12 protein-coding genes are annotated in these 18,257 nt (G+C 67.3%); 7 read left to right on the forward strand and 5 right to left on the reverse strand.

Features of this window, described 5'->3' with window-relative positions; all coding sequences use genetic code 11:
- Nucleotides 1-305: 305 nt before the first annotated feature.
- Nucleotides 306-1,088 (forward strand): hypothetical protein, encoded by a 783-nt coding sequence (locus tag ACFO0A_RS01145; protein WP_379537144.1) that lies wholly within the window; start codon nucleotides 306-308, stop codon nucleotides 1,086-1,088.
- Between the two features lie 111 nt (nucleotides 1,089-1,199).
- The gene (locus ACFO0A_RS01150; RefSeq protein WP_379537145.1) at nucleotides 1,200-2,537 is read left to right on the forward strand and encodes a homoserine dehydrogenase; all 1,338 of its coding nucleotides are present in this window, start codon (nucleotides 1,200-1,202) and stop codon (nucleotides 2,535-2,537) included.
- 10 nt (nucleotides 2,538-2,547) lie between these two features.
- On the opposite strand, the gene ACFO0A_RS01155 is transcribed toward ACFO0A_RS01150, so the two are convergent.
- Nucleotides 2,548-3,006, reverse strand: a complete 459-nt coding sequence (locus tag ACFO0A_RS01155; RefSeq protein WP_379537146.1) for a hypothetical protein — start codon at nucleotides 3,004-3,006, stop codon at nucleotides 2,548-2,550.
- Nucleotides 3,007-3,010: 4 nt separating this feature from the next.
- A complete protein-coding gene (locus tag ACFO0A_RS01160) occupies nucleotides 3,011-3,463 on the reverse strand; it encodes a hypothetical protein (protein ID WP_379537147.1) in 453 nt (150 codons plus the stop codon).
- A gap of 174 nt (nucleotides 3,464-3,637) precedes the next feature.
- Here ACFO0A_RS01160 and glpX point away from each other — a divergent pair, with 174 nt between their 5' ends.
- Together glpX and ACFO0A_RS01170 are read left to right on the forward strand one after the other, a co-directional pair.
- Nucleotides 3,638-4,660 carry a class II fructose-bisphosphatase gene (glpX, locus tag ACFO0A_RS01165; protein ID WP_379537148.1) on the forward strand — a complete coding sequence of 341 codons (1,023 nt, stop codon included), beginning with the start codon at nucleotides 3,638-3,640 and terminating at the stop codon, nucleotides 4,658-4,660.
- Between the two features lie 343 nt (nucleotides 4,661-5,003).
- Nucleotides 5,004-6,425 (forward strand): hypothetical protein, encoded by a 1,422-nt coding sequence (locus ACFO0A_RS01170; protein WP_379537149.1) that lies wholly within the window; start codon nucleotides 5,004-5,006, stop codon nucleotides 6,423-6,425.
- A 43-nt stretch (nucleotides 6,426-6,468) separates the two neighbouring features.
- On the opposite strand, the gene ACFO0A_RS01175 is transcribed toward ACFO0A_RS01170, so the two are convergent.
- From ACFO0A_RS01175 to rpoB, 3 genes are all read right to left on the reverse strand, one after another.
- Nucleotides 6,469-7,995 (reverse strand): winged helix-turn-helix domain-containing protein, encoded by a 1,527-nt coding sequence (locus ACFO0A_RS01175; RefSeq protein ID WP_379537150.1) that lies wholly within the window; start codon nucleotides 7,993-7,995, stop codon nucleotides 6,469-6,471.
- 174 nt (nucleotides 7,996-8,169) lie between these two features.
- On the reverse strand, nucleotides 8,170-12,492 hold the full coding sequence (gene rpoC, locus ACFO0A_RS01180; protein WP_379537151.1) for a DNA-directed RNA polymerase subunit beta': 4,323 nt from the start codon (nucleotides 12,490-12,492) through the stop codon (nucleotides 8,170-8,172).
- A 99-nt stretch (nucleotides 12,493-12,591) separates the two neighbouring features.
- On the reverse strand, nucleotides 12,592-16,794 hold the full coding sequence (rpoB, locus tag ACFO0A_RS01185) for a DNA-directed RNA polymerase subunit beta (RefSeq protein ID WP_379537152.1): 4,203 nt from the start codon (nucleotides 16,792-16,794) through the stop codon (nucleotides 12,592-12,594).
- A gap of 455 nt (nucleotides 16,795-17,249) precedes the next feature.
- Here rpoB and ACFO0A_RS01190 point away from each other — a divergent pair, with 455 nt between their 5' ends.
- The 3 genes from ACFO0A_RS01190 to ACFO0A_RS01200 are packed head-to-tail and all read left to right on the forward strand — an operon-like array spanning nucleotide 17,250 to nucleotide 18,159.
- The gene (locus ACFO0A_RS01190) at nucleotides 17,250-17,378 is read left to right on the forward strand and encodes a hypothetical protein (RefSeq protein WP_379537153.1); all 129 of its coding nucleotides are present in this window, start codon (nucleotides 17,250-17,252) and stop codon (nucleotides 17,376-17,378) included.
- 26 nt (nucleotides 17,379-17,404) lie between these two features.
- Nucleotides 17,405-17,935 (forward strand): DUF2975 domain-containing protein, encoded by a 531-nt coding sequence (locus ACFO0A_RS01195; RefSeq protein WP_379537154.1) that lies wholly within the window; start codon nucleotides 17,405-17,407, stop codon nucleotides 17,933-17,935.
- Nucleotides 17,935-18,159: a helix-turn-helix domain-containing protein gene (locus tag ACFO0A_RS01200; RefSeq protein ID WP_379537155.1), complete on the forward strand. Its 225-nt coding sequence runs from the start codon at nucleotides 17,935-17,937 to the stop codon at nucleotides 18,157-18,159. The genes ACFO0A_RS01195 and ACFO0A_RS01200 overlap by 1 nt, the downstream gene beginning before the upstream one ends.
- Nucleotides 18,160-18,257: the final 98 nt, after the last annotated feature.

Here is an 18,257-nt window from a genome sequence, read left to right on the forward strand (position 1 = left end):
CAGGCGTTTGCTCTTGTTAAGCCCGATTTGCGGGAGCTTTAACGCCGATGCCAATGCCGCGCAAATGCTTTATCCGTTAACTTCCGATTCACGCTCACGCCCGTGAAAGAGACCGTGTACCTAGCCCCGCAATGACCGGCGGGGCGGTTTGTTCCAAAGCGAGCAGACCGCGTTGCCGGTTGCGCCAAGTCAAGCCCACAGGACGTGCCCGGATGTCTCGGAAGACCATGCGAATTTTGACCGCCATCGCAGGATTTGCGGCGGTCATCCCCCAATTCTCGCACGCACAGCAAAGTGCCGCACCGATGGCCACAGCCAGTGGATTCAGCGGCAATCTGACCTACGCCGACATCGCCGATCTTTCCGCGGGAACGCCCCTCGTCGCCAAAGTTCAAGTGCGCAAGGTCGCGCGCCTCAAGCCCGCCCAGGCGCCTGGCCTGCGTGCCGGAATGGCCCGCGTCTACATCGAGGGCCGCACCTCGGCGCTCCTCATTGGCGAGGGACTGGGCGAATCGATTCGCTTCCTCGCCGATGTGCCGCTGACACCCAAGGGCGACCTGCCCAAGCTCAGGAAGGCCGAGACGATTGTCTTTGCACGTGCGGTCCCGGAGCGGCCCGGCGAGATTCAGCTGGTCGCCCCCGACGGCATGATAGCCTGGAGCCAGCCCGTCGAGGACCGGGTGCGCGGGATCCTGCGCGAGCTCGTTGCACCCGGCGCCGCGCCCGCGATCATCGGCGTGCGCGAGGCGGCGCATGTCCGGGGCAATCTCGTCGGCGAAGGGGAAACGCAGATCTTCCTCGCGACGCCCAGCGGTCAACCCGTCTCGATCTCGGTTCTTCGGCGTCCAGAGGCGCCGCCGACTTGGGGCGTATCGCTGGGCGAGATCGTAGACCAGGCCGCCGTTCCGCCTACGCGCGACACGCTTACGTGGTACCGGCTCGCGTGCTTCCTGCCGAACGGCGTCACCCCCTCCACCGTCCTGCCCGGCGATGACATCGACCGGCGGCGGGCGGCCGAGGACTATCGCTACGTTCGCGGAGAGCTTGGCGCCTGCCCCCGCAACCGGCCGGAAGCCTATCGCCGCTAGCAGGGCTGGAAGCCAGTCTATCTGGCCAAGCCGGGGCTTCCTTCCTAAAGCGCCGGCGCTGGACCAGCAGTCGGCCGCGCAGCGCGGTCGGCGAGGGAGAGGGCACGAAAGATGGCGCAACCGTTGCGGATCGCACTGGCCGGGATCGGCACCGTGGGCGCGGGCGTCATCCGCCTGCTCGAGGCAAACGGCGACCTTATCGCGCGGCGCGCCGGCCGCCGGATCGAGGTCGCCGCAGTTTCCGCACGCGACCGCTCCAAGGACCGCGGCATCGCGATGGACCGCTACGCCTGGGAAGACGACATGGGCGCCTTCGCCACGCGCGAGGGGATCGACGTGGTGGTCGAGCTGGTCGGCGGGGCCGACGGGCCTGCCCTGACCCTTGCTCGCAATGCCATCGCCCATGGCAAATCGCTGGTGACCGCCAACAAGGCGATGATCGCGCATCACGGACTCGCTCTTGCCGAAGCAGCGGAGGCCAACCGCGTCGCGCTGAAGTTCGAGGCGGCAGTCGCGGGCGGCATCCCGGTGATCAAGGGACTGCGCGAAGGTGCCGCCGCCAACGCGATCGAGCGGGTCTACGGCATCCTAAACGGCACCTGCAATTACATCCTCTCGACGATGGAGGACACTGGCCGCGACTTTGCCGAAGTGCTCGCCGAGGCGCAGGCCAAGGGTTTCGCCGAAGCAGACCCATCGTTCGACATCGACGGGATCGACGCGGCCCACAAGCTCGCGATCCTTGCCAGCATCGCGTTCGGCACCCGGATCGATTTCGCCCCCGTCGCGGCCACCGGCATCCGGCGGATCATCGCCGCCGACATCGCCCAGGCCGATGCGCTGGGCTATTATATCCGCCTGCTCGGCATCGCCGAGGTGACACGCGACGATAACGGGGCACATTGCCTGTTCCAGCGCGTGCACCCTTATCTCGTTCCGCGGGACCACCCGCTGGCCCATGTCGACGGGGCGACCAACGCGGTTGTGGCCGAGGGCAACTTCTCGGGCCGCCTGCTGTTCCAGGGCGCCGGCGCGGGCGACGGGCCGACCGCGAGCGCCGTGGTCGCCGACCTTATCGACATCGCCCGCCACACCGGCGACGGCAACGAGATAGGCGCGCCGTTCTCGATCCCCGTGGCCGAGCTCGAGAACATGCGTCCCGCTTCGGCGGAGCGGCGGGTCGGCAAGGCCTATATCCGCATGATCGTGGCCGATCGGCCGGGCGTCCTTGCCGAAATCGCCGCCGCGATGCGCGACGGCGGCGTGTCGATCGAAAGCCTGATCCAGAAAGCCAGCGCGCCTTCCCCCGCGGACGGGGACGAGACCGTCCTTGTGGCGCTGGTCACGCACGAGGGCCCGGAAGGCAACGTCAACGCCGCGCTGCGCCTGCTCGAAGGATCGCCGAGCCTGATCGAGCCGCCGCTGGTGATGCACATCCTCGGCGATTGATCCGGCCCGCTCAGGGCGTCGCTATCTCTCCCGCGGCAATCCTGGCCGCGTCCGAGCCTGCAGGTGCCTGCGGCAGCGAGGCAATATCGAAGTAGTAGATCGGCCGGGGCGGACACGGAGGGATGAAGCATCCCTTGAACGTGACCGTCGGCCCGAAACCCGCGAACGGGGTCAGCCCGAACAGGTCGGGCGCCCGGGGCGTGGAGTCGTGGATCCGCGCCTCGAGCTCCTTCTGGTAGAGCGGCAACCGGTCGCGGTTGCGGTCGGGCGCGGCGCAGACGACTATCTGGTCGGCGGAGCGGTGCGAGAACAGGCAGCGCGGATCGCGCAGGTCGGTGCGGGCGCGCGCCTGATCGAGGACCTGCTGGATCTGGCGGTCGGCCTCGGATTCGGCGTTCTGCGCGAAAGCGGCGGCAGGCAGGACGACAAGACCGATCGCCGCAGCGAGCGCGGCGAGCACCCGCGGCAATCGCTCACCGTTCAGACTGCTCGCCCTTCGCGATGCGTTCGGCGTCGGAGCCGGCGGGAGCAGGCGGCAGGGTGGCGACATCGACGATATAGACCTTGTCCTCGGGGCACGGGGGAATGAGGCAGAACCCGGCGACGGTGGGCTTGCCCTTGATGATGCCGTTGCCCGAAACGTCGGGCGCGCGCAGCCGGTCGTCGGCCGGCTTGGCGAGATCGCGCAGGGGCAGGCGGTTCGCCTCGGGATCGTTGCGCGCGCAGACCACGATGTCGGGCCCGGTCGAATAACCCGGCGCGCCGCGAAACAGGCAGCGCGGGTCGCGAAGGTCGACCTTGCGCTTCTGCGCGGTGATCAGCGTCTGGACCTTGCGATCGGCCTCTGATTCGGCGTTCTGCGCCAGCGCCGCCGGGGCTGAGACGAACGCACTCAGGGGAACGCTGAGGGCTACCGCGAAGGCCAATCTCGACAACTCAACCTCCGCGCGCCGCGCCTTCGATTGCAGGGAATTGCCCCGTTCGGGCAACGCCTTCGCGTTATCCTGCAATTTCCGCGCTGTCAGGTGTTTCCCCCGCCCGGGGAAATGCTCTAGGGCGGCCCCCTGATCCTGTCCCTTGGCGATGAATTGGAAGTGAATGTGAGCGCAACCGATACCCAGGAAAAGCCCGCGGCGACCGCGACTGCCAATGCCGCGCCGAGCGCCGTGCTCGACCGCGTGCTGGTGCTCGAAATGGTCCGGGTTACCGAGGCGGCGGCGATCGCGGCTTCCAAGCTGATCGGCCGTGGCGACGAAAAGGCGGCCGACGCCGCCGCGGTCGAAGCGATGCGCGCCGCGCTCAACGAACTGGCGATGGACGGCACCGTCGTCATCGGCGAGGGTGAGCGCGACGAGGCCCCGATGCTGTTCATCGGCGAAAAGGTCGGCAGCGCACAGGGCACCGGACCGCGCATCGACATCGCGCTCGACCCGCTCGAAGGCACTACCATCACCGCCAAGGCCGGGCCCAACGCACTCGCCGTCCTCGCCATTGCCGAGGAGGGCTGCCTGCTCAACGCGCCTGACGTGTACATGGACAAGCTGGCGGTCGGTCCCGGCTATCCGGCCGGCGTGATCGACCTCGACAAGTCGGTTGAGGAAAACGTCGCCGCGGTCGCCGCGGCCAAGGGCGTCGCGCCCGACGGGATCATCGTCTGCGTGCTCGATCGTCCGCGTCACGCCGACCTCATCGCGCGCCTGCGCGCGATCGGCTGCGGCATCCAGCTCATCCCCGATGGCGACGTCGCGGGGGTCATCGCCACGACCGACGAGGACACCGGGATCGACCTCTACATGGGTTCGGGCGGCGCCCCCGAAGGCGTGCTCGCCGCCGCCGCGCTGCGCTGCGTGGGAGGCCAGTTCAAGGGCCGCCTGCTGTTCCGCAACGAGGACGAGAAGGGCCGGGCGTGCAAGTGGGGCATCACCGACCTGAACAAGCAGTACGACTTGTCCGAGCTTGCGCGCGGCGACTGCATCTTCGCCGCCACCGGCGTAACCGACGGTTCGCTGCTGGCGGGGGTGAAGCGGCTTCGTTCGGGCACGATGACGACCGAAAGCGTCGTGATGCGCGCCTCGTCGGGCACGGTACGCTGGGTCAAGTGCGAGCACGGCCGAGCGCGCTGATCCACCTGCCAGGGTGACACAAGTTACACCAGGTGACACCTCTGTCATCCGGCAGCAGCCGCACGCATCCGCCGTTTCGGGCACCGACTCGGCAATTCTCACGCGACGGCGAAAAAGAAATGTCGTTGCGCGCGGCTGTTCGGATCGAACCGGATCTCGCCGTGGGATGGTGCTGCGCGACGACATGAGCCGGATCGAGCAGGCGAGGTCCTACATTTCAAGGCCGGGCCGCGCCGTCATGCGCAAATCATCACCACATCATCAGCAATCCATCACGGTTCGGGTGTAGCGGCGACCGGTCGAAAAGCGGGACTCTTGGGGCATCAACCAAGGGGAACCTGCAATGACCAGAATTGTCGCAACGACCAGACTTGCCGTCGTGTCGCTTGCCGCGCTGGCCGGGGCCATCGCGTCCGCGCCCGCCGCTGCCCAGACGATCGACATCACCGGCACGCGCGCGAACGTCAATCCGCTCAACCCGCCCGGGACCGGGCGCTGCTCCCCGCCCTATTTCAACACGGTCGACATCGCGCCTGACAAGCTTTCGTCCACCGGCACGTCGAACCTTGGCACCTTCACCTCGACCCAGAGCCACTGCATCGTGGCCGCACCGCCCACCGACATCGTCGACGGGATCGTTACCTACACCTTCCGCGCCGGCGACAGCATCAGCGGGACGTACACCGGACGGGTCGATGCGACCGCGACGCCGGGCTCCTTCGCCGCGAGCGAGAACCTGGTGATCACGGGCGGCACCGGCCGCTTCGTCGGCGCGACGGGCACCATCGCCGAATTGGGTTCGCTGTCCTTCGCCAGCGGGCTTGCGACATTCAGCGGGACCATCAACGGCCAGCTCACGGCACTTGCCACGACGACCAGCGGCGACTTCGCCACCGCGTTCGGCGCGCCGAGCGCCGCGCTGGGTGACTACGCCTCGGCCTACGGCGCCTTCGCCATCGCCAACGGCGCGCGAACCACCGCACTGGGTTCGTTCGCCGAGGCGACGGCGGCGGGCGCCACCGCGGTTGGCGACCAGACCGTCGCCAGCGGCCTTTCCGCAACCGCGCTGGGCCAACTTGCTGCGGCTACAGCTCCGGCCGCCTCGGCGCTCGGCCACAACAGCGTCGCTTCCGCCATTGGATCGACCGCCGTGGGCGTCCGCGCCAACGCCACCGCGCTCGGCGCGACGAGCGTGGGGCGGCTATCCGCCGCCAGCGGCGCCAACGCCACCGCGCTGGGCGCCAGCGCCAGTGCCACGTTCGCCGGATCGACCGCCATCGGCACCGGAGCGGCAACGACCGCCGCCAACCAGGTCGCCCTGGGCGGGTCCGGAAGCTCTGTCCGCATCGGCGACATCTCTGCCAGTAGCGCGGCGCAGACGGGCGCGTTGGGGGTGGCGACCGTTGATGCCGCAGGCACGCTGGGACGCAACACCACGTTGCTGAGCGACGTGGCGGCGCTGCAGTCCGCGTCGGGCAACCAGCTTGCGCGGATCGATGCGCTATTCGAGCTGCGCGATCGCGATCGGCGTGACTTCAAGCAAGGCATCGCCGCGGCGACGGCCATGGGCCAGGCGTCGTTCCCGTCCGCCCCGGGCAGGACCTCCTACGTCCTCAACGGCGCGACCTTCCGCGGCGAAACCGCGGTGGGCGGCTCGATCATGCATCGCTTCGATGGCGACACCCCGTTCGCGCTCGGCCTCGGGTTCAGCGTCGCGGGGCACAGGAACAACGCCTTCAGGGCCGGCGTCGCCGGCGAATTTTGAGGATGGGTTCTGGCCGATCGCGGGTTTTGCGGACCGCGACCGGTCAGGACTTGGGAAGGGAGCCGCTCCGACGAAAGTCGGGGCTGCTCCCCGACCGCCGCCAGTAGTCTTCAACGCCGCTCGCCCGAAGGAGCGCGGCATAGCGCGGATCGGAGCCAAGGGCACGAAGCTGCGGCGACCAGAGGACCACCGTGTTGCGGTTGTCGAGCGGACCCGGCGCGGGATGATTGCGACCGGCGAAGCGCCCGCCGAGCAGGTAGGCCCCGAGCGCGACAAAGACATCGTCAGTGGCGCCGAGCGAGGCAAGCAGCGGCACGAAGCGCGGCGCCGATGCGATGTCTTCGCCCAGCGCCGCCCGCATGTGTTCGGCAGCCTTAGCCTTGCCGACCGCGTCGTCGGCCGCCAGCGCATCGGCCATCGCCGCGTAGGTAGCGGGCACGGTGGGAGGAAAATCCTCGGGCAGGGCACGCGGATCGCGGGCGAAGGCGGCGGCCTCGACGAACCGCTCCCCGGCGATCAGCACTCCGAACCGGGCGATCCACAGCACCGGGTGCGCGCGCCAGCGGCGAAACGCCACTTCGAGAGCGGCGTCGGCTTCCTGGTCGCGCCCGGCATAGAGCAGCGTGCGGGCGAGAAAGGCGTGCGATACGGGCAGGAACGGGTCGATCGTGTTGACCCGCTTGCGGTACGCTAGGCCTTCTTCGATCCGGCCTACATCCTCGAGCAGCATGGCAAGCTGGGCGTTGACGTACCAGTAGTCGGGATAGCGCCGGGCAATGCCGCGCAGATCGCCTTCGGCCTCCATCCAGCGGCGATAGAACGGACGGATCGAGACGAGCGCCATCCGGGCGTCGACCTGGTCGGGGTCGAGCGCCAGTGCGCGCCTTGCGGCGGAGCGCAGGAGCCGGGGATAGCCCCGCTTCTCCTCGTTGGTATAGCCGTCCAGACCGTGGCGGTAACCGATCGCGAGGGCGCCCCACGCGTCGGCAAAGTCGGGGTCGATCTCGACCGCCTGCTGATAGAACCGCATCGCCTGCGCGGTGCCGCCCGCCTGCGCGGCTTTCTGCAGCGCCATCCCCCGGTTGTAGAGGTCGAGCGCGGCGGGGGCTGGAACGTGGCGCGGCCCGCCCGGCCATGCGGCATAGGCGATTACCCCTGCCGCGCCCGCGGCCAGCGCGCCGCCGAGCGCCCACCGCCGCGACATTCCGGCGGGCGCCGGGGATGGGTCGGCAGCAGGGAGAGTTGCGTTCTCGATAACCTCGCCCGGGGCCGCCGGCGGATCGGCGACGATGCGGAAGCCGACCTTCGTGATCGTCTCGAGCCGGACGCTGTCGCCGCCGAGGCGCTGGAAGACGTTGCGCAGGCGCGAGATGACCCGGTTGATCGCGTTGTCGCCGACGATCTGGCCGTCCCAGCACAGTCCGATCAGCTCGTCGCGCGACAGCACCGCGCCATTGGCGGATGCCAGCGCCACGAGGACGCGCATTACCCGGGGCTCGAGCGCCTCGGTGCCGGCAGGAGATGACACGGTCAGCGTCGGCGGATCGACGCGGATGCGCCCGAGGGCCAAGGCGGGCGCCTTGCTCAGGCTTTGCGCGGCTGCTCGCGGCGAGTTCCACGGGCGGACATCCATGCCCGTTAGCCTACGCCTTTCGCCGGGGGCGCGTCGAGTGAGCAAACCGCGCACGAAAAAGCCCCGCCGGATCGCTCCGGCGGGGCCATTTTCGTCGGCAGAAAGCGCGGCTTATTCGGCCTCGCCCTCGTTGCCCGCCTGGAGCAGGTAGTCGCCCGCGTCGGCGTCGGTGCCGTGGGTCTCGCCCTCGACCGCCGCCAGCGGATCGTCACCGATCGCGGCTTCAGGACCCTGCGCCAGTTCGGCGGCATGTTCCTCGGCCGCGCTTTCGGGCGCGATCAGCGACGCGGCCGGATCGGTCGCCGGCACCATCGCAGCCTGGAGCTTGCGATACTGCGCGCGCAGCGCGGCGTCGCGGCTGTTGGCCGCAATCCGCAGACGGTTCATGCCGGCGCCCGTGCCCGCCGGGATGAGCCGGCCGACGATCACGTTCTCCTTGAGCCCGATCAGGCTGTCGCGCTTGCCCTCGACGGCCGCCTGGGTGAGCACCCGGGTGGTCTCCTGGAACGACGCGGCCGAGATGAACGAACGGGTCTGGAGCGAGGCCTTGGTGATGCCCAGGAGCACCGGCTTGCCCACGGCAGGCCGCTGCTTCTTTTCCAGCTTGGCGTTGTACTCGTTCATTTCCTCGTAATCAAGCTGTTCGCCCGGCAGCAGCGTGGTGTCGCCGCCGTCGGTGATCTCGACCTTCTGGAGCATCTGGCGAACGATCACCTCGATGTGCTTGTCGTTGATCTTCACGCCCTGGAGCCGGTAGACTTCCTGGATCTCGGCCACGAGGTACTCGGCCAGCGCCTCGACCCCCATGACTTCGAGGATGTCGTGCGGATCGGGGGAGCCCGAGATCAGGTTGTCGCCCTTCTTGACGTAGTCGCCTTCCTGAACGTCGATCACGCGGCTCTTGGGGATCAGGTACTCGACCGGTTCGCCCTCTTCCGGAACGATCGCGATCTTGCGCTTGGCCTTGTAGTCGCGGACGAACTCGATCCGGCCGGCGATCTTGGCGATGATCGAGTTGTCCTTCGGCTTGCGCGCCTCGAACAGCTCGGCCACCCGCGGCAGACCGCCGGTGATGTCGCGCGTCTTGGCGGCTTCGCGGCTGGCGCGGGCAAGGATGTCGCCCGCGGCGACGTCCTGGCCGTCCTCGACCGAAAGCGTGGTGCCCGGCGGCAGCATGTACCGCGCGGCTTCGCCGCTCTGGTCGTCGAGCAGGGTCAGGCGGGGACGAAGGTCGTCCTTCTTGACCCGGCCGGTCGACCGGTTCTCGGTCACGACGCGCTGGGCGATGCCGGTCGCCTCGTCGACCTGTTCGGTCAGCGTGCGCCCGTCGATCAGGTCCTGGTAGCGGACCTTGCCCGGCTTGTCGGTGATCACCGGCGTGGTGAACGGATCCCATTCCGCCAGGCGTTCGCCCTGCGAGACCTTGTCGCCGTTCTGGTGCAGCAGCACGGTACCGTAAGGCACGCGGTGCATCGCGCGCTCGCGGCCCTCGGCATCGATCACCGCGATCTCGCCGTTGCGGGCGAGGCTGAGGCGGCGACCGCGCTTGTCGACAATCGTCGGGATGTCCCGATACTCGATCGTGCCGTCGGAGATCGATTCAAGGTGGCTCTGCTCGTTGACCTGCGCCGCGCCGCCGATGTGGAAGGTCCGCATCGTCAGCTGCGTGCCCGGCTCGCCGATCGACTGGGCGGCGATCACACCGACCGCCTCGCCGATGTTGACCGGGGTGCCGCGGGCGAGGTCACGACCGTAGCACTTGCCGCACACGCCCATCTTGGCTTCGCAGATGAGCGGCGAGCGGATGCGCGCGCCGAGGATCCCCGCCGCCTCGATCGCCGCAACCGCGGCTTCGTCGAGCAGGGTGCCGCTGGCGACGAGGACTTCGCCCGACTTGGTGTCGACCATGTCCTCGGCCAGGGTCCGGCCCAGGATGCGTTCGGCCAGCGACGCGATGACCGAGCCGCCCTGGATGATCGCGCGCATTTCGAGCGCGCGTTCGGTCCCGCAATCTTCCTCGACGATGACGCAGTCCTGCGACACGTCGACGAGACGGCGGGTGAGGTAGCCCGAGTTGGCGGTCTTCAGCGCGGTATCCGCGAGGCCCTTGCGGGCGCCGTGGGTCGAGTTGAAGTATTCAAGGACGGTCAGGCCTTCCTTGAAGTTCGAGATGATCGGGGTCTCGATGATCTCACCCGAAGGCTTGGCCATCAGGCCGCGCATGCCGGCGAGCTGCTTCATCTGCGTCGGCGAACCGCGCGCGCCCGAATGGCTCATCATGTAGATCGAGTTGACCGGCTTCTGGCGCCCGTTCTCGTCCTTGGGGCTGGCCTTGATCTCGTCCATCATGGCGTTCGCCACCTGGTCGCCGCAACGGCTCCACGCGTCGATCACCTTGTTGTACTTTTCCTGCTGGGTAATCAGGCCGTCCTGGTACTGCTGCTCGTAGTCGGCAACCAGCGCCTTGGTCTGCTCGACCAGCTCGTCCTTGCTGTCGGGGATGATCATGTCATCCTTGCCGAAGCTGATCCCCGCCTTGAACGCGTTGCGGAAGCCCAGCGCCATGATGGCGTCGGCGAACAGCACCGTGTCCTTCTGGCCGGTGTGGCGATAGACCTGGTCGATGACGTCGCCGATTTCCTTCTTGGTGAGAAGGCGGTTGACCACGTCGAACGGCACGGTGTGGCTCTTGGGCAGGCATTCGCCGATGAGCATCCGGCCCGGGGTCGTCTCGAACCGCTTCTGGTAGGTCTTGCCCGCCTCGTCGGTCTGCGGAACGCGCGCGGTGATCTTCGAGTGGAGCGTGACCGCACCCACTTCGAGCGCCTGGTGAACTTCGGCCATGTCGGACAGGAGCATGCCCTCGCCCGGCTCGCCTTCGCGGTCCATCGAGAGATAGTACAGGCCCAGGACCATGTCCTGCGACGGCACGATGATCGGCTTGCCGTTGGCGGGCGAGAGGATGTTGTTGGTCGACATCATCAGCACGCGCGCTTCGAGCTGGGCCTCGAGGCTCAGCGGGACGTGCACGGCCATCTGGTCGCCGTCGAAGTCGGCGTTGAAGGCCGAGCAGACCAGCGGGTGAAGCTGGATTGCCTTGCCCTCGATCAGCACGGGCTCGAACGCCTGGATGCCCAGGCGGTGAAGCGTCGGCGCGCGGTTCAGGAGGACCGGGTGCTCGCGGATGACTTCATCCAGGATGTCCCAGACTTCCTTGCGCTCCTTCTCGACCCACTTCTTGGCCTGCTTGAGCGTCATCGACAGGCCCTTGGCGTCGAGCCGGGCGTAGATGAACGGCTTGAACAGCTCGAGCGCCATCTTCTTGGGCAGGCCGCACTGGTGCAGCTTGAGCTCCGGCCCGGTCACGATGACCGAACGGCCCGAATAGTCGACGCGCTTGCCGAGCAGGTTCTGGCGGAAGCGGCCCTGCTTGCCCTTGAGCATGTCGGACAGCGACTTGAGCGGACGCTTGTTGGCGCCGGTTATGACCCGGCCGCGGCGGCCGTTGTCGAACAGCGCGTCGACGGCTTCCTGCAGCATGCGCTTTTCGTTGCGGACGATGATGTCCGGGGCGCGCAGCTCGATCAGCCGCTTCAGGCGGTTGTTGCGGTTGATGACCCGGCGATAGAGGTCGTTGAGGTCCGACGTCGCGAAGCGGCCGCCGTCGAGCGGCACCAGCGGGCGCAGTTCGGGCGGGATGACCGGCACGACCTCGAGGATCATCCACTCGGGACGGTTGCCCGAATCGATGAAGCTTTCGACGACCTTGAGGCGCTTGATGATCTTCTTGGGCTTCAGCTCCGACTTGGTCGTCGCCAGCTCCTCCATCAGGTCCTTGCGTTCCTGTTCGAGGTCGAGGTCCATCAGCATGTGGCGCACGGCCTCGGCGCCGATCCCGGCGCTGAACGCGTCCTCGCCGTATTCGTCCTGCGCGTCGAGGAGCTCGTCCTCGGTCAGCAGCTGGTAGCGCTCGAGCGGGGTGATGCCCGGCTCGGTGACGATGTAGCTTTCGAAGTACAGCACGCGCTCGAGCTGCTTGAGCTGCATGTCGAGCAGCAGGCCGATGCGCGACGGCAGCGACTTCAGGAACCAGATGTGCGCGACCGGCGCGGCCAGTTCGATATGGCCCATGCGCTCGCGGCGGACCTTGGTGACAGTCACTTCGACGCCGCACTTCTCGCAGACGACGCCCTTGTACTTCATCCGCTTGTACTTGCCGCACAGGCACTCGTAGTCCTTCACCGGACCGAAGATGCGCGCGCAGAACAGGCCGTCACGCTCGGGCTTAAACGTGCGGTAGTTGATGGTCTCCGGCTTCTTGATCTCGCCGAAGGACCAACTGCGGATGCGCTCGGGGCTCGCCAGGCCGATCTGGATCTGGTCGAAGGTCTCGGGCTTGGCCACCGGGTTGGTGAATTTGGTCAGGTCGTTCATCTTTGGGTTCCTCTTGTCCCCGGCTTCACGGGGTCAAAGCTGGAAAAAATCATTCAGCAGGCGGGGCGACGGGGCGGCGGTGAGCCGCCCCGCTTCCCATCATTCGGCGGCGCGGGACAGGGCGATCGCCTCGTCGTCCGCGTCGTCGTGGTCGATCACCGAGTTCAGCTCGACGTTGAGGCCGAGGCTGCGCATTTCCTTGACGAGCACGTTGAAGCTCTCGGGAATGCCGGCCTCGAAGGTGTCGTCGCCCTTGACGATCGCCTCGTAGACCTTGGTCCGGCCGACGACGTCGTCCGACTTGACCGTGAGCATTTCCTGCAAGGTGTACGCCGCGCCGTAGGCCTGGAGCGCCCAGACCTCCATTTCGCCGAAGCGCTGGCCGCCGAACTGGGCCTTGCCGCCCAGCGGCTGCTGGGTGACGAGGCTGTACGGCCCGATCGAACGCGCGTGGATCTTGTCGTCCACGAGGTGGTGCAGCTTGAGCATGTAGATGTAGCCCACCGTCACCTTGCGGTCGAACTTGTCGCCCGTGCGCCCGTCGAACAGGTCGACCTGGCCCGAGGTGTCGAGCCCGGCCAGCTCGAGCATCGCCGAGACGTCGGCCTCGCGCGCGCCGTCGAACACCGGGGTGCCCATCGGGACGCCGCCCTTGAGGTTCTCGGCCAGCTCGACGATCTCTGCGGTCGAACGCGCCTCGATCTCGTCGTGGTAGTTGGGGCCGTAGATCGTCTTCAGCCGCTCCACCACCGCGGACGGCGGGGCCGCCGTCACCGGATCGGGATTGGCGTGGCGCCAGTCCTCGAGCGCCGAGGTGATCTGCTGGCCCAGTCCGCGCGCGGCCCAGCCGAGGTGGGTTTCGAAGATCTGCCCGACGTTCATGCGCGAAGGCACGCCCAGCGGATTGAGCACGATGTCCACCGGCGTCCCGTCGGCGAGGAACGGCATGTCCTCGGCCGGCAGGATGCGGCTGATGACGCCCTTGTTGCCGTGACGGCCGGCCATCTTGTCGCCCGGCTGCAGCTTGCGCTTCACCGCGACGAAGACCTTGACCATCTTGAGCACGCCGGGAGCCAGTTCGTCGCCGCGCTCAAGCTTCTCGCGGCGATCCTCGAACTTCTCGTTGATGCCCTTGACCGCCTCGTCGTACTGCGCGCGGACGGCTTCGAGCTGCGCCTGGCGCGCATCGTCGGCCACCGCGAACTTCCACCATTCGTGCTTCTCGACTTCGCCGAGCATGGCCTCGTCGATCGTCGCGCCCTTCTTGACGCCCTTGGGACCGGCGGCGACGACATGGCCGTCGAGCATCTCGCGCAGGCGGTTGTAGGTCGCGCGGTTGAGAATGCCGCGCTCGTCCTCACGGTCCTTGGCGAGGCGTTCGATTTCCTCGTTCTGGATCGCGCGGGTACGGTCGTCGATCTCGATGCCGTGGCGGTTGAAGACGCGAACCTCGACGATCGTGCCCGAGACGCCCGGCGGCAGCTTGAGCGAAGTGTCGCGAACGTCGCTGGCCTTTTCACCGAAGATCGCGCGCAGGAGCTTCTCCTCCGGCGTCATCGGGCTTTCGCCCTTCGGCGTGATCTTGCCGACCAGGATGTCGCCCGGGTGCACTTCGGCGCCGATGTAGACGATGCCCGCCTCGTCGAGGTTGCGCAGGGCTTCCTCGCCGACGTTGGGAATGTCGCGGGTGATGTCCTCGGGCCCGAGCTTGGTGTCGCGGGCCATGACCTCGAATTCCTCGATGTGGATCGAGGTGAACACGTCGTCCTTGACGATACGCTCGGAGATCAGGATCGAGTCCTCGTAGTTGTAGCCGTTCCACGGCATGAACGCGACGAGGCTGTTGCGGCCCAGCGCCAGCTCGCCGAGATCGGTCGAGGGACCGTCGGCCAGGATCGTGCCGGCCTCGACCACTTCACCCACCTTCACCAGCGGGCGCTGGTTGATGCAGGTGTTCTGGTTCGAGCGCTGGAACTTCTGCAGCGTGTAGATATCGACGCCCGACTTGCCGGGCTCGATGTCGCCGCTGGCGCGGATCACGATCCGCGCGGCGTCGACCTGGTCGACCACGCCCGCGCGCAGCGCCGAGATGGCCGCGCCGCTGTCACGCGCCACGGTCTCTTCCATGCCGGTGCCGACGAACGGTGCCTCGGCCTTGACCAGCGGCACCGCCTGGCGCTGCATGTTCGAGCCCATCAGCGCGCGGTTGGCGTCGTCGTTTTCCAGGAACGGGATCAGCGACGCGGCGACCGAGACGAGCTGCTTGGGCGAAACGTCCATCAGCGTGACCGTGTCGCGCGGAGCCATCACGAACTCGCCGCTTTCGCGGGCCGAGACCAGTTCCTCGGCGTAGCGTCCATCGGGGCCGATTTCAGCCGAAGCCTGGGCCACGGTGTGCTTCTGCTCTTCCATCGCCGAAAGATAGACGACGTCCGAGGTGATCTTGCCGTCGATGACCTTGCGGTACGGGGTCTCGATGAAGCCGTACTTGTTCACCCGGCTGAAGCTGGCGAGCGAGTTGATCAGGCCGATGTTCGGGCCTTCCGGCGTCTCGATCGGGCAGATCCGGCCATAGTGGGTCGGGTGGACGTCGCGGACTTCGAAGCCGGCGCGCTCACGCGTCAGACCGCCCGGCCCGAGCGCCGAGACACGGCGCTTGTGCGTGACTTCCGACAGTGGGTTGGTCTGGTCCATGAACTGCGACAGCTGCGAAGAACCGAAGAACTCGCGCACCGCGGCCACGGCGGGCTTCGCGTTGATGAGGTCGTTCGGCATCACGGTCGACACGTCGACCGAGCTCATCCGCTCCTTCACCGCGCGCTCCATGCGCAGCAGGCCGACGCGGTACTGGTTCTCGAGCAGTTCGCCCACCGAGCGGACGCGGCGGTTGCCGAGGTTGTCGATGTCGTCGACTTCGCCCTTGCCGTCCTTGAGGTTTACCAACTCCTTGACCACGGCGAGGATGTCCTCGGTGCGCAGCGTCGTGATTGTGTCCTCGGCGTCGAGACCGAGGCGCATGTTCAGCTTCACACGGCCCACGGCCGACAGGTCGTAGCGGTCGGGATCGAAGAACAGGCCCTCGAACAGCGCTTCGGCGGTCTCACGCGTCGGCGGCTCGCCCGGACGCATGACGCGGTAGATGTCGCTCAGCGCCTGGTCGCGGTCCTCGGCCTTGTCGGCCTGCATGGTGTTGCGGATCCACGGACCGGTGTTGTTGTCGATGTCGAGCAGCTCGAGCCGGTCGATCCCGGCGGCGTCCAGCTTCTCGAGGTTCTCGGGCGAGACTTCCTCGCCCGCCTCGATGTAGATCGCGCCGGTCTTTTCGTTGATCACGTCGCGCGCCGAATAGCGGGCGAAGATTTCCTCGGTCGGGATGAGGAGCTCCTTGAGCCCGTCCTTCTCGGCCTTGTTCGCGGCGCGCGGGCTGATCTTGGTGCCCGCGGGGAAGATCACCTCGCCCGAATTGGCATCGACGATGTCGAACGTCGGCTTCTGCCCGCGCCACTGCTCGGTCAGGAAGGGCACGCGCCAGCCGCCCTGGCCGTCGGCGCCGGGAACGCGCAGCCAGGTGGCCCGCTCGTAGAAGTGGTCGAGGATCTCTTCCTGGCCGAGGCCCAGGGCATAAAGCAGCGCGGTGACCGGCAGCTTGCGCTTGCGGTCGATGCGCACGTTCACGATGTCCTTGGCGTCGAACTCGAAGTCGAGCCACGAGCCGCGGTACGGGATCACCCGCGCGGCGAACAGGTACTTGCCCGACGAGTGGGTCTTGCCGCGGTCATGGTCGAACAGGACGCCCGGCGAACGGTGCATCTGCGAAACGATCACGCGCTCGGTGCCGTTGATGATGAAGGTGCCGTTCTCCGTCATCAGGGGCATATCACCCATGTAGACGTCCTGCTCCTTGATATCGACGAGGCTCTTGGTCTCGGTGTCGTGGTCCACCTCGAACGTCGCGAGGGTCAGGGTGACCTTCATCGGCGCGGCATAGGTGATCCCGCGCTGGCGGCACTCGGTGGTGTCGAACTTCGGCGGCTCGAGGACGTAACCGTCGTCCTTCTTGATATCGAGGCTGGCGGTGCCCGCGAAATCCTGGATCGGGAAGACCGAGCGCAGGGTCTTTTCAAGGCCCGAGATGTAGCCGGTCTTGGGGTCCGAGCGCAGGAACTGCTCGTAGCTCTCGCGCTGGACCTCGATCAGGTTGGGCATCGCTACGACTTCGTGGATGTCGCCGAAGATCTTGCGGATGCGCTTCTTCGCGGACGCGCGGGGAGCCGCGGCCGGAACCTGAGCCTTGGTTGCCATGAAAAGCCTGCCTTTTGTCTATCGTCGGCCGGCGGACCCGCAGCAGCGGGTGGCGCCGGAAGGAAAAATGCCGCGCAGCGGATGCGGCATCATGCAAAAAACGCGTCGCCGCGGCGCACGGTCTCCTTGGGGAAACCGCGGCTCGCTGCCGATCGCGTCGCATGAAAGGCCCGGATCGCTTCCTTCCCGGGCGGCTCCCTGCGCATGGAATCGCCTTGCTCGAAGCGTCGAGCGAGGGTGCCATATAGGACTCGGGCCCCCGCGAGTCAAACGGGCGCGAGGGAAATCGGCGGCTCGGAACCGCTGTGGCGGAGCGGAGCCGGCATGCCGTACATCGAGAAAGAGGCATACTATCGTAGATCGATCAGCGCATTATCGATTTTCGATATTATCGATTGACGATAAGGAGAATCGGTATTATTGAATATCGATATTGACCATATCGGAGAACGACAATGACCCAGACCACCGCCCGCCCAGCCGCCGCCCTGATGGCGCTCTTCCTCGCCTGCGCCCTGTGGCTCCCCACGCTGAGCGTGCCGCCCGCCAACGCGACCACGGTCGCCGTCGCTCAGCTCGCCTGAAGCCGCGACCAGACAGGAGAACACCGATGGCCACCTTCCGACAGGACCCGCTGCTCGCCATAGCGCGCATCGTCCTGACCTTCCTCCTCGGCCTTGCCGTATTCGTCGGCGCGGCCATGGTCCTCGCCGCGCCGGTCATGCTGATCTTCCGCGACAAGGTGTTCGCCGAACTGGCCGCGCAGCACATGACCGTCCCTCATGGCGCGTTCGTCGCCGCGGTGGTTGCCATCCTGCTGATGATTGCGGCCATGGCCGCGATGGCCTTCCTGTGGGTGCGCCACCTGCGCCGCATCGTCGATACGGTGGGCCAGGGCGATCCCTTCACCCCGCTCAACGCCGTGCGCCTTCGTGCGATGGCCTGGCTGACGATCGGGATCGAGGCGATCAGCGTCCCGATCGGCGCGCTGGTGCTGTGGATCGGCACGGTGACCGAGGGCAACGACGTCGACTTCGGCCTGTCCTTCGGCGGGGTGCTGCTGGCGCTCGTCCTGTTCATCCTCGCCCGCGTCTTCCGCAAGGGGGCCGAGATGCGCGCCGAACTGGAGGGGACCGTCTGATGCCCATCACCGTCACCCTCGATGACATGCTCCACGCCCGGCGCATGACCCTGACCGACCTGGCCGACGCGGTCGGCATCACCCTGGCCAACCTTTCGATCCTGAAGACCGGCAAGGCCAAGGCGATCCGCTTCTCCACGCTGGAGGCGATCTGCCGGGTGCTCGAATGCCAGCCCGGCGACCTGCTCGCCTTTTCCGCGGAAGGCGGCGAGCAGGACGCCTGATCGTCCGGGCCTGACCGAACCTTCGATCCATCCCGCGCGCGAGGGCCTCCGGGCTCTCGCGCGTTGACTTTGCCGCCCTCTTGCTTCAAAGGCCCGCC

Source organism: Novosphingobium tardum, assembly GCF_042652045.1.
GTDB lineage: Bacteria > Pseudomonadota > Alphaproteobacteria > Sphingomonadales > Sphingomonadaceae > Novosphingobium > Novosphingobium tardum.

Excerpts from the sequence above, each read along its gene's own strand:
- rpoC (WP_379537151.1), bottom strand. The coding sequence starts at position 12,492 with ATGAACGACCTGACCAAATTCACCAACCCGGTGGCCAAGCCCGAGACC.
- ACFO0A_RS01170 (WP_379537149.1), top strand. The coding sequence starts at position 5,004 with ATGACCAGAATTGTCGCAACGACCAGACTTGCCGTCGTGTCGCTTGCC.
- ACFO0A_RS01190 (WP_379537153.1), top strand. The coding sequence starts at position 17,250 with ATGACCCAGACCACCGCCCGCCCAGCCGCCGCCCTGATGGCGCTCTTC.
- ACFO0A_RS01195 (WP_379537154.1), top strand. The coding sequence starts at position 17,405 with ATGGCCACCTTCCGACAGGACCCGCTGCTCGCCATAGCGCGCATCGTC.
- rpoB (WP_379537152.1), bottom strand. The coding sequence starts at position 16,794 with ATGGCAACCAAGGCTCAGGTTCCGGCCGCGGCTCCCCGCGCGTCCGCG.
- ACFO0A_RS01150 (WP_379537145.1), top strand. The coding sequence starts at position 1,200 with ATGGCGCAACCGTTGCGGATCGCACTGGCCGGGATCGGCACCGTGGGC.
- ACFO0A_RS01145 (WP_379537144.1), top strand. The coding sequence starts at position 306 with ATGGCCACAGCCAGTGGATTCAGCGGCAATCTGACCTACGCCGACATC.
- ACFO0A_RS01200 (WP_379537155.1), top strand. The coding sequence starts at position 17,935 with ATGCCCATCACCGTCACCCTCGATGACATGCTCCACGCCCGGCGCATG.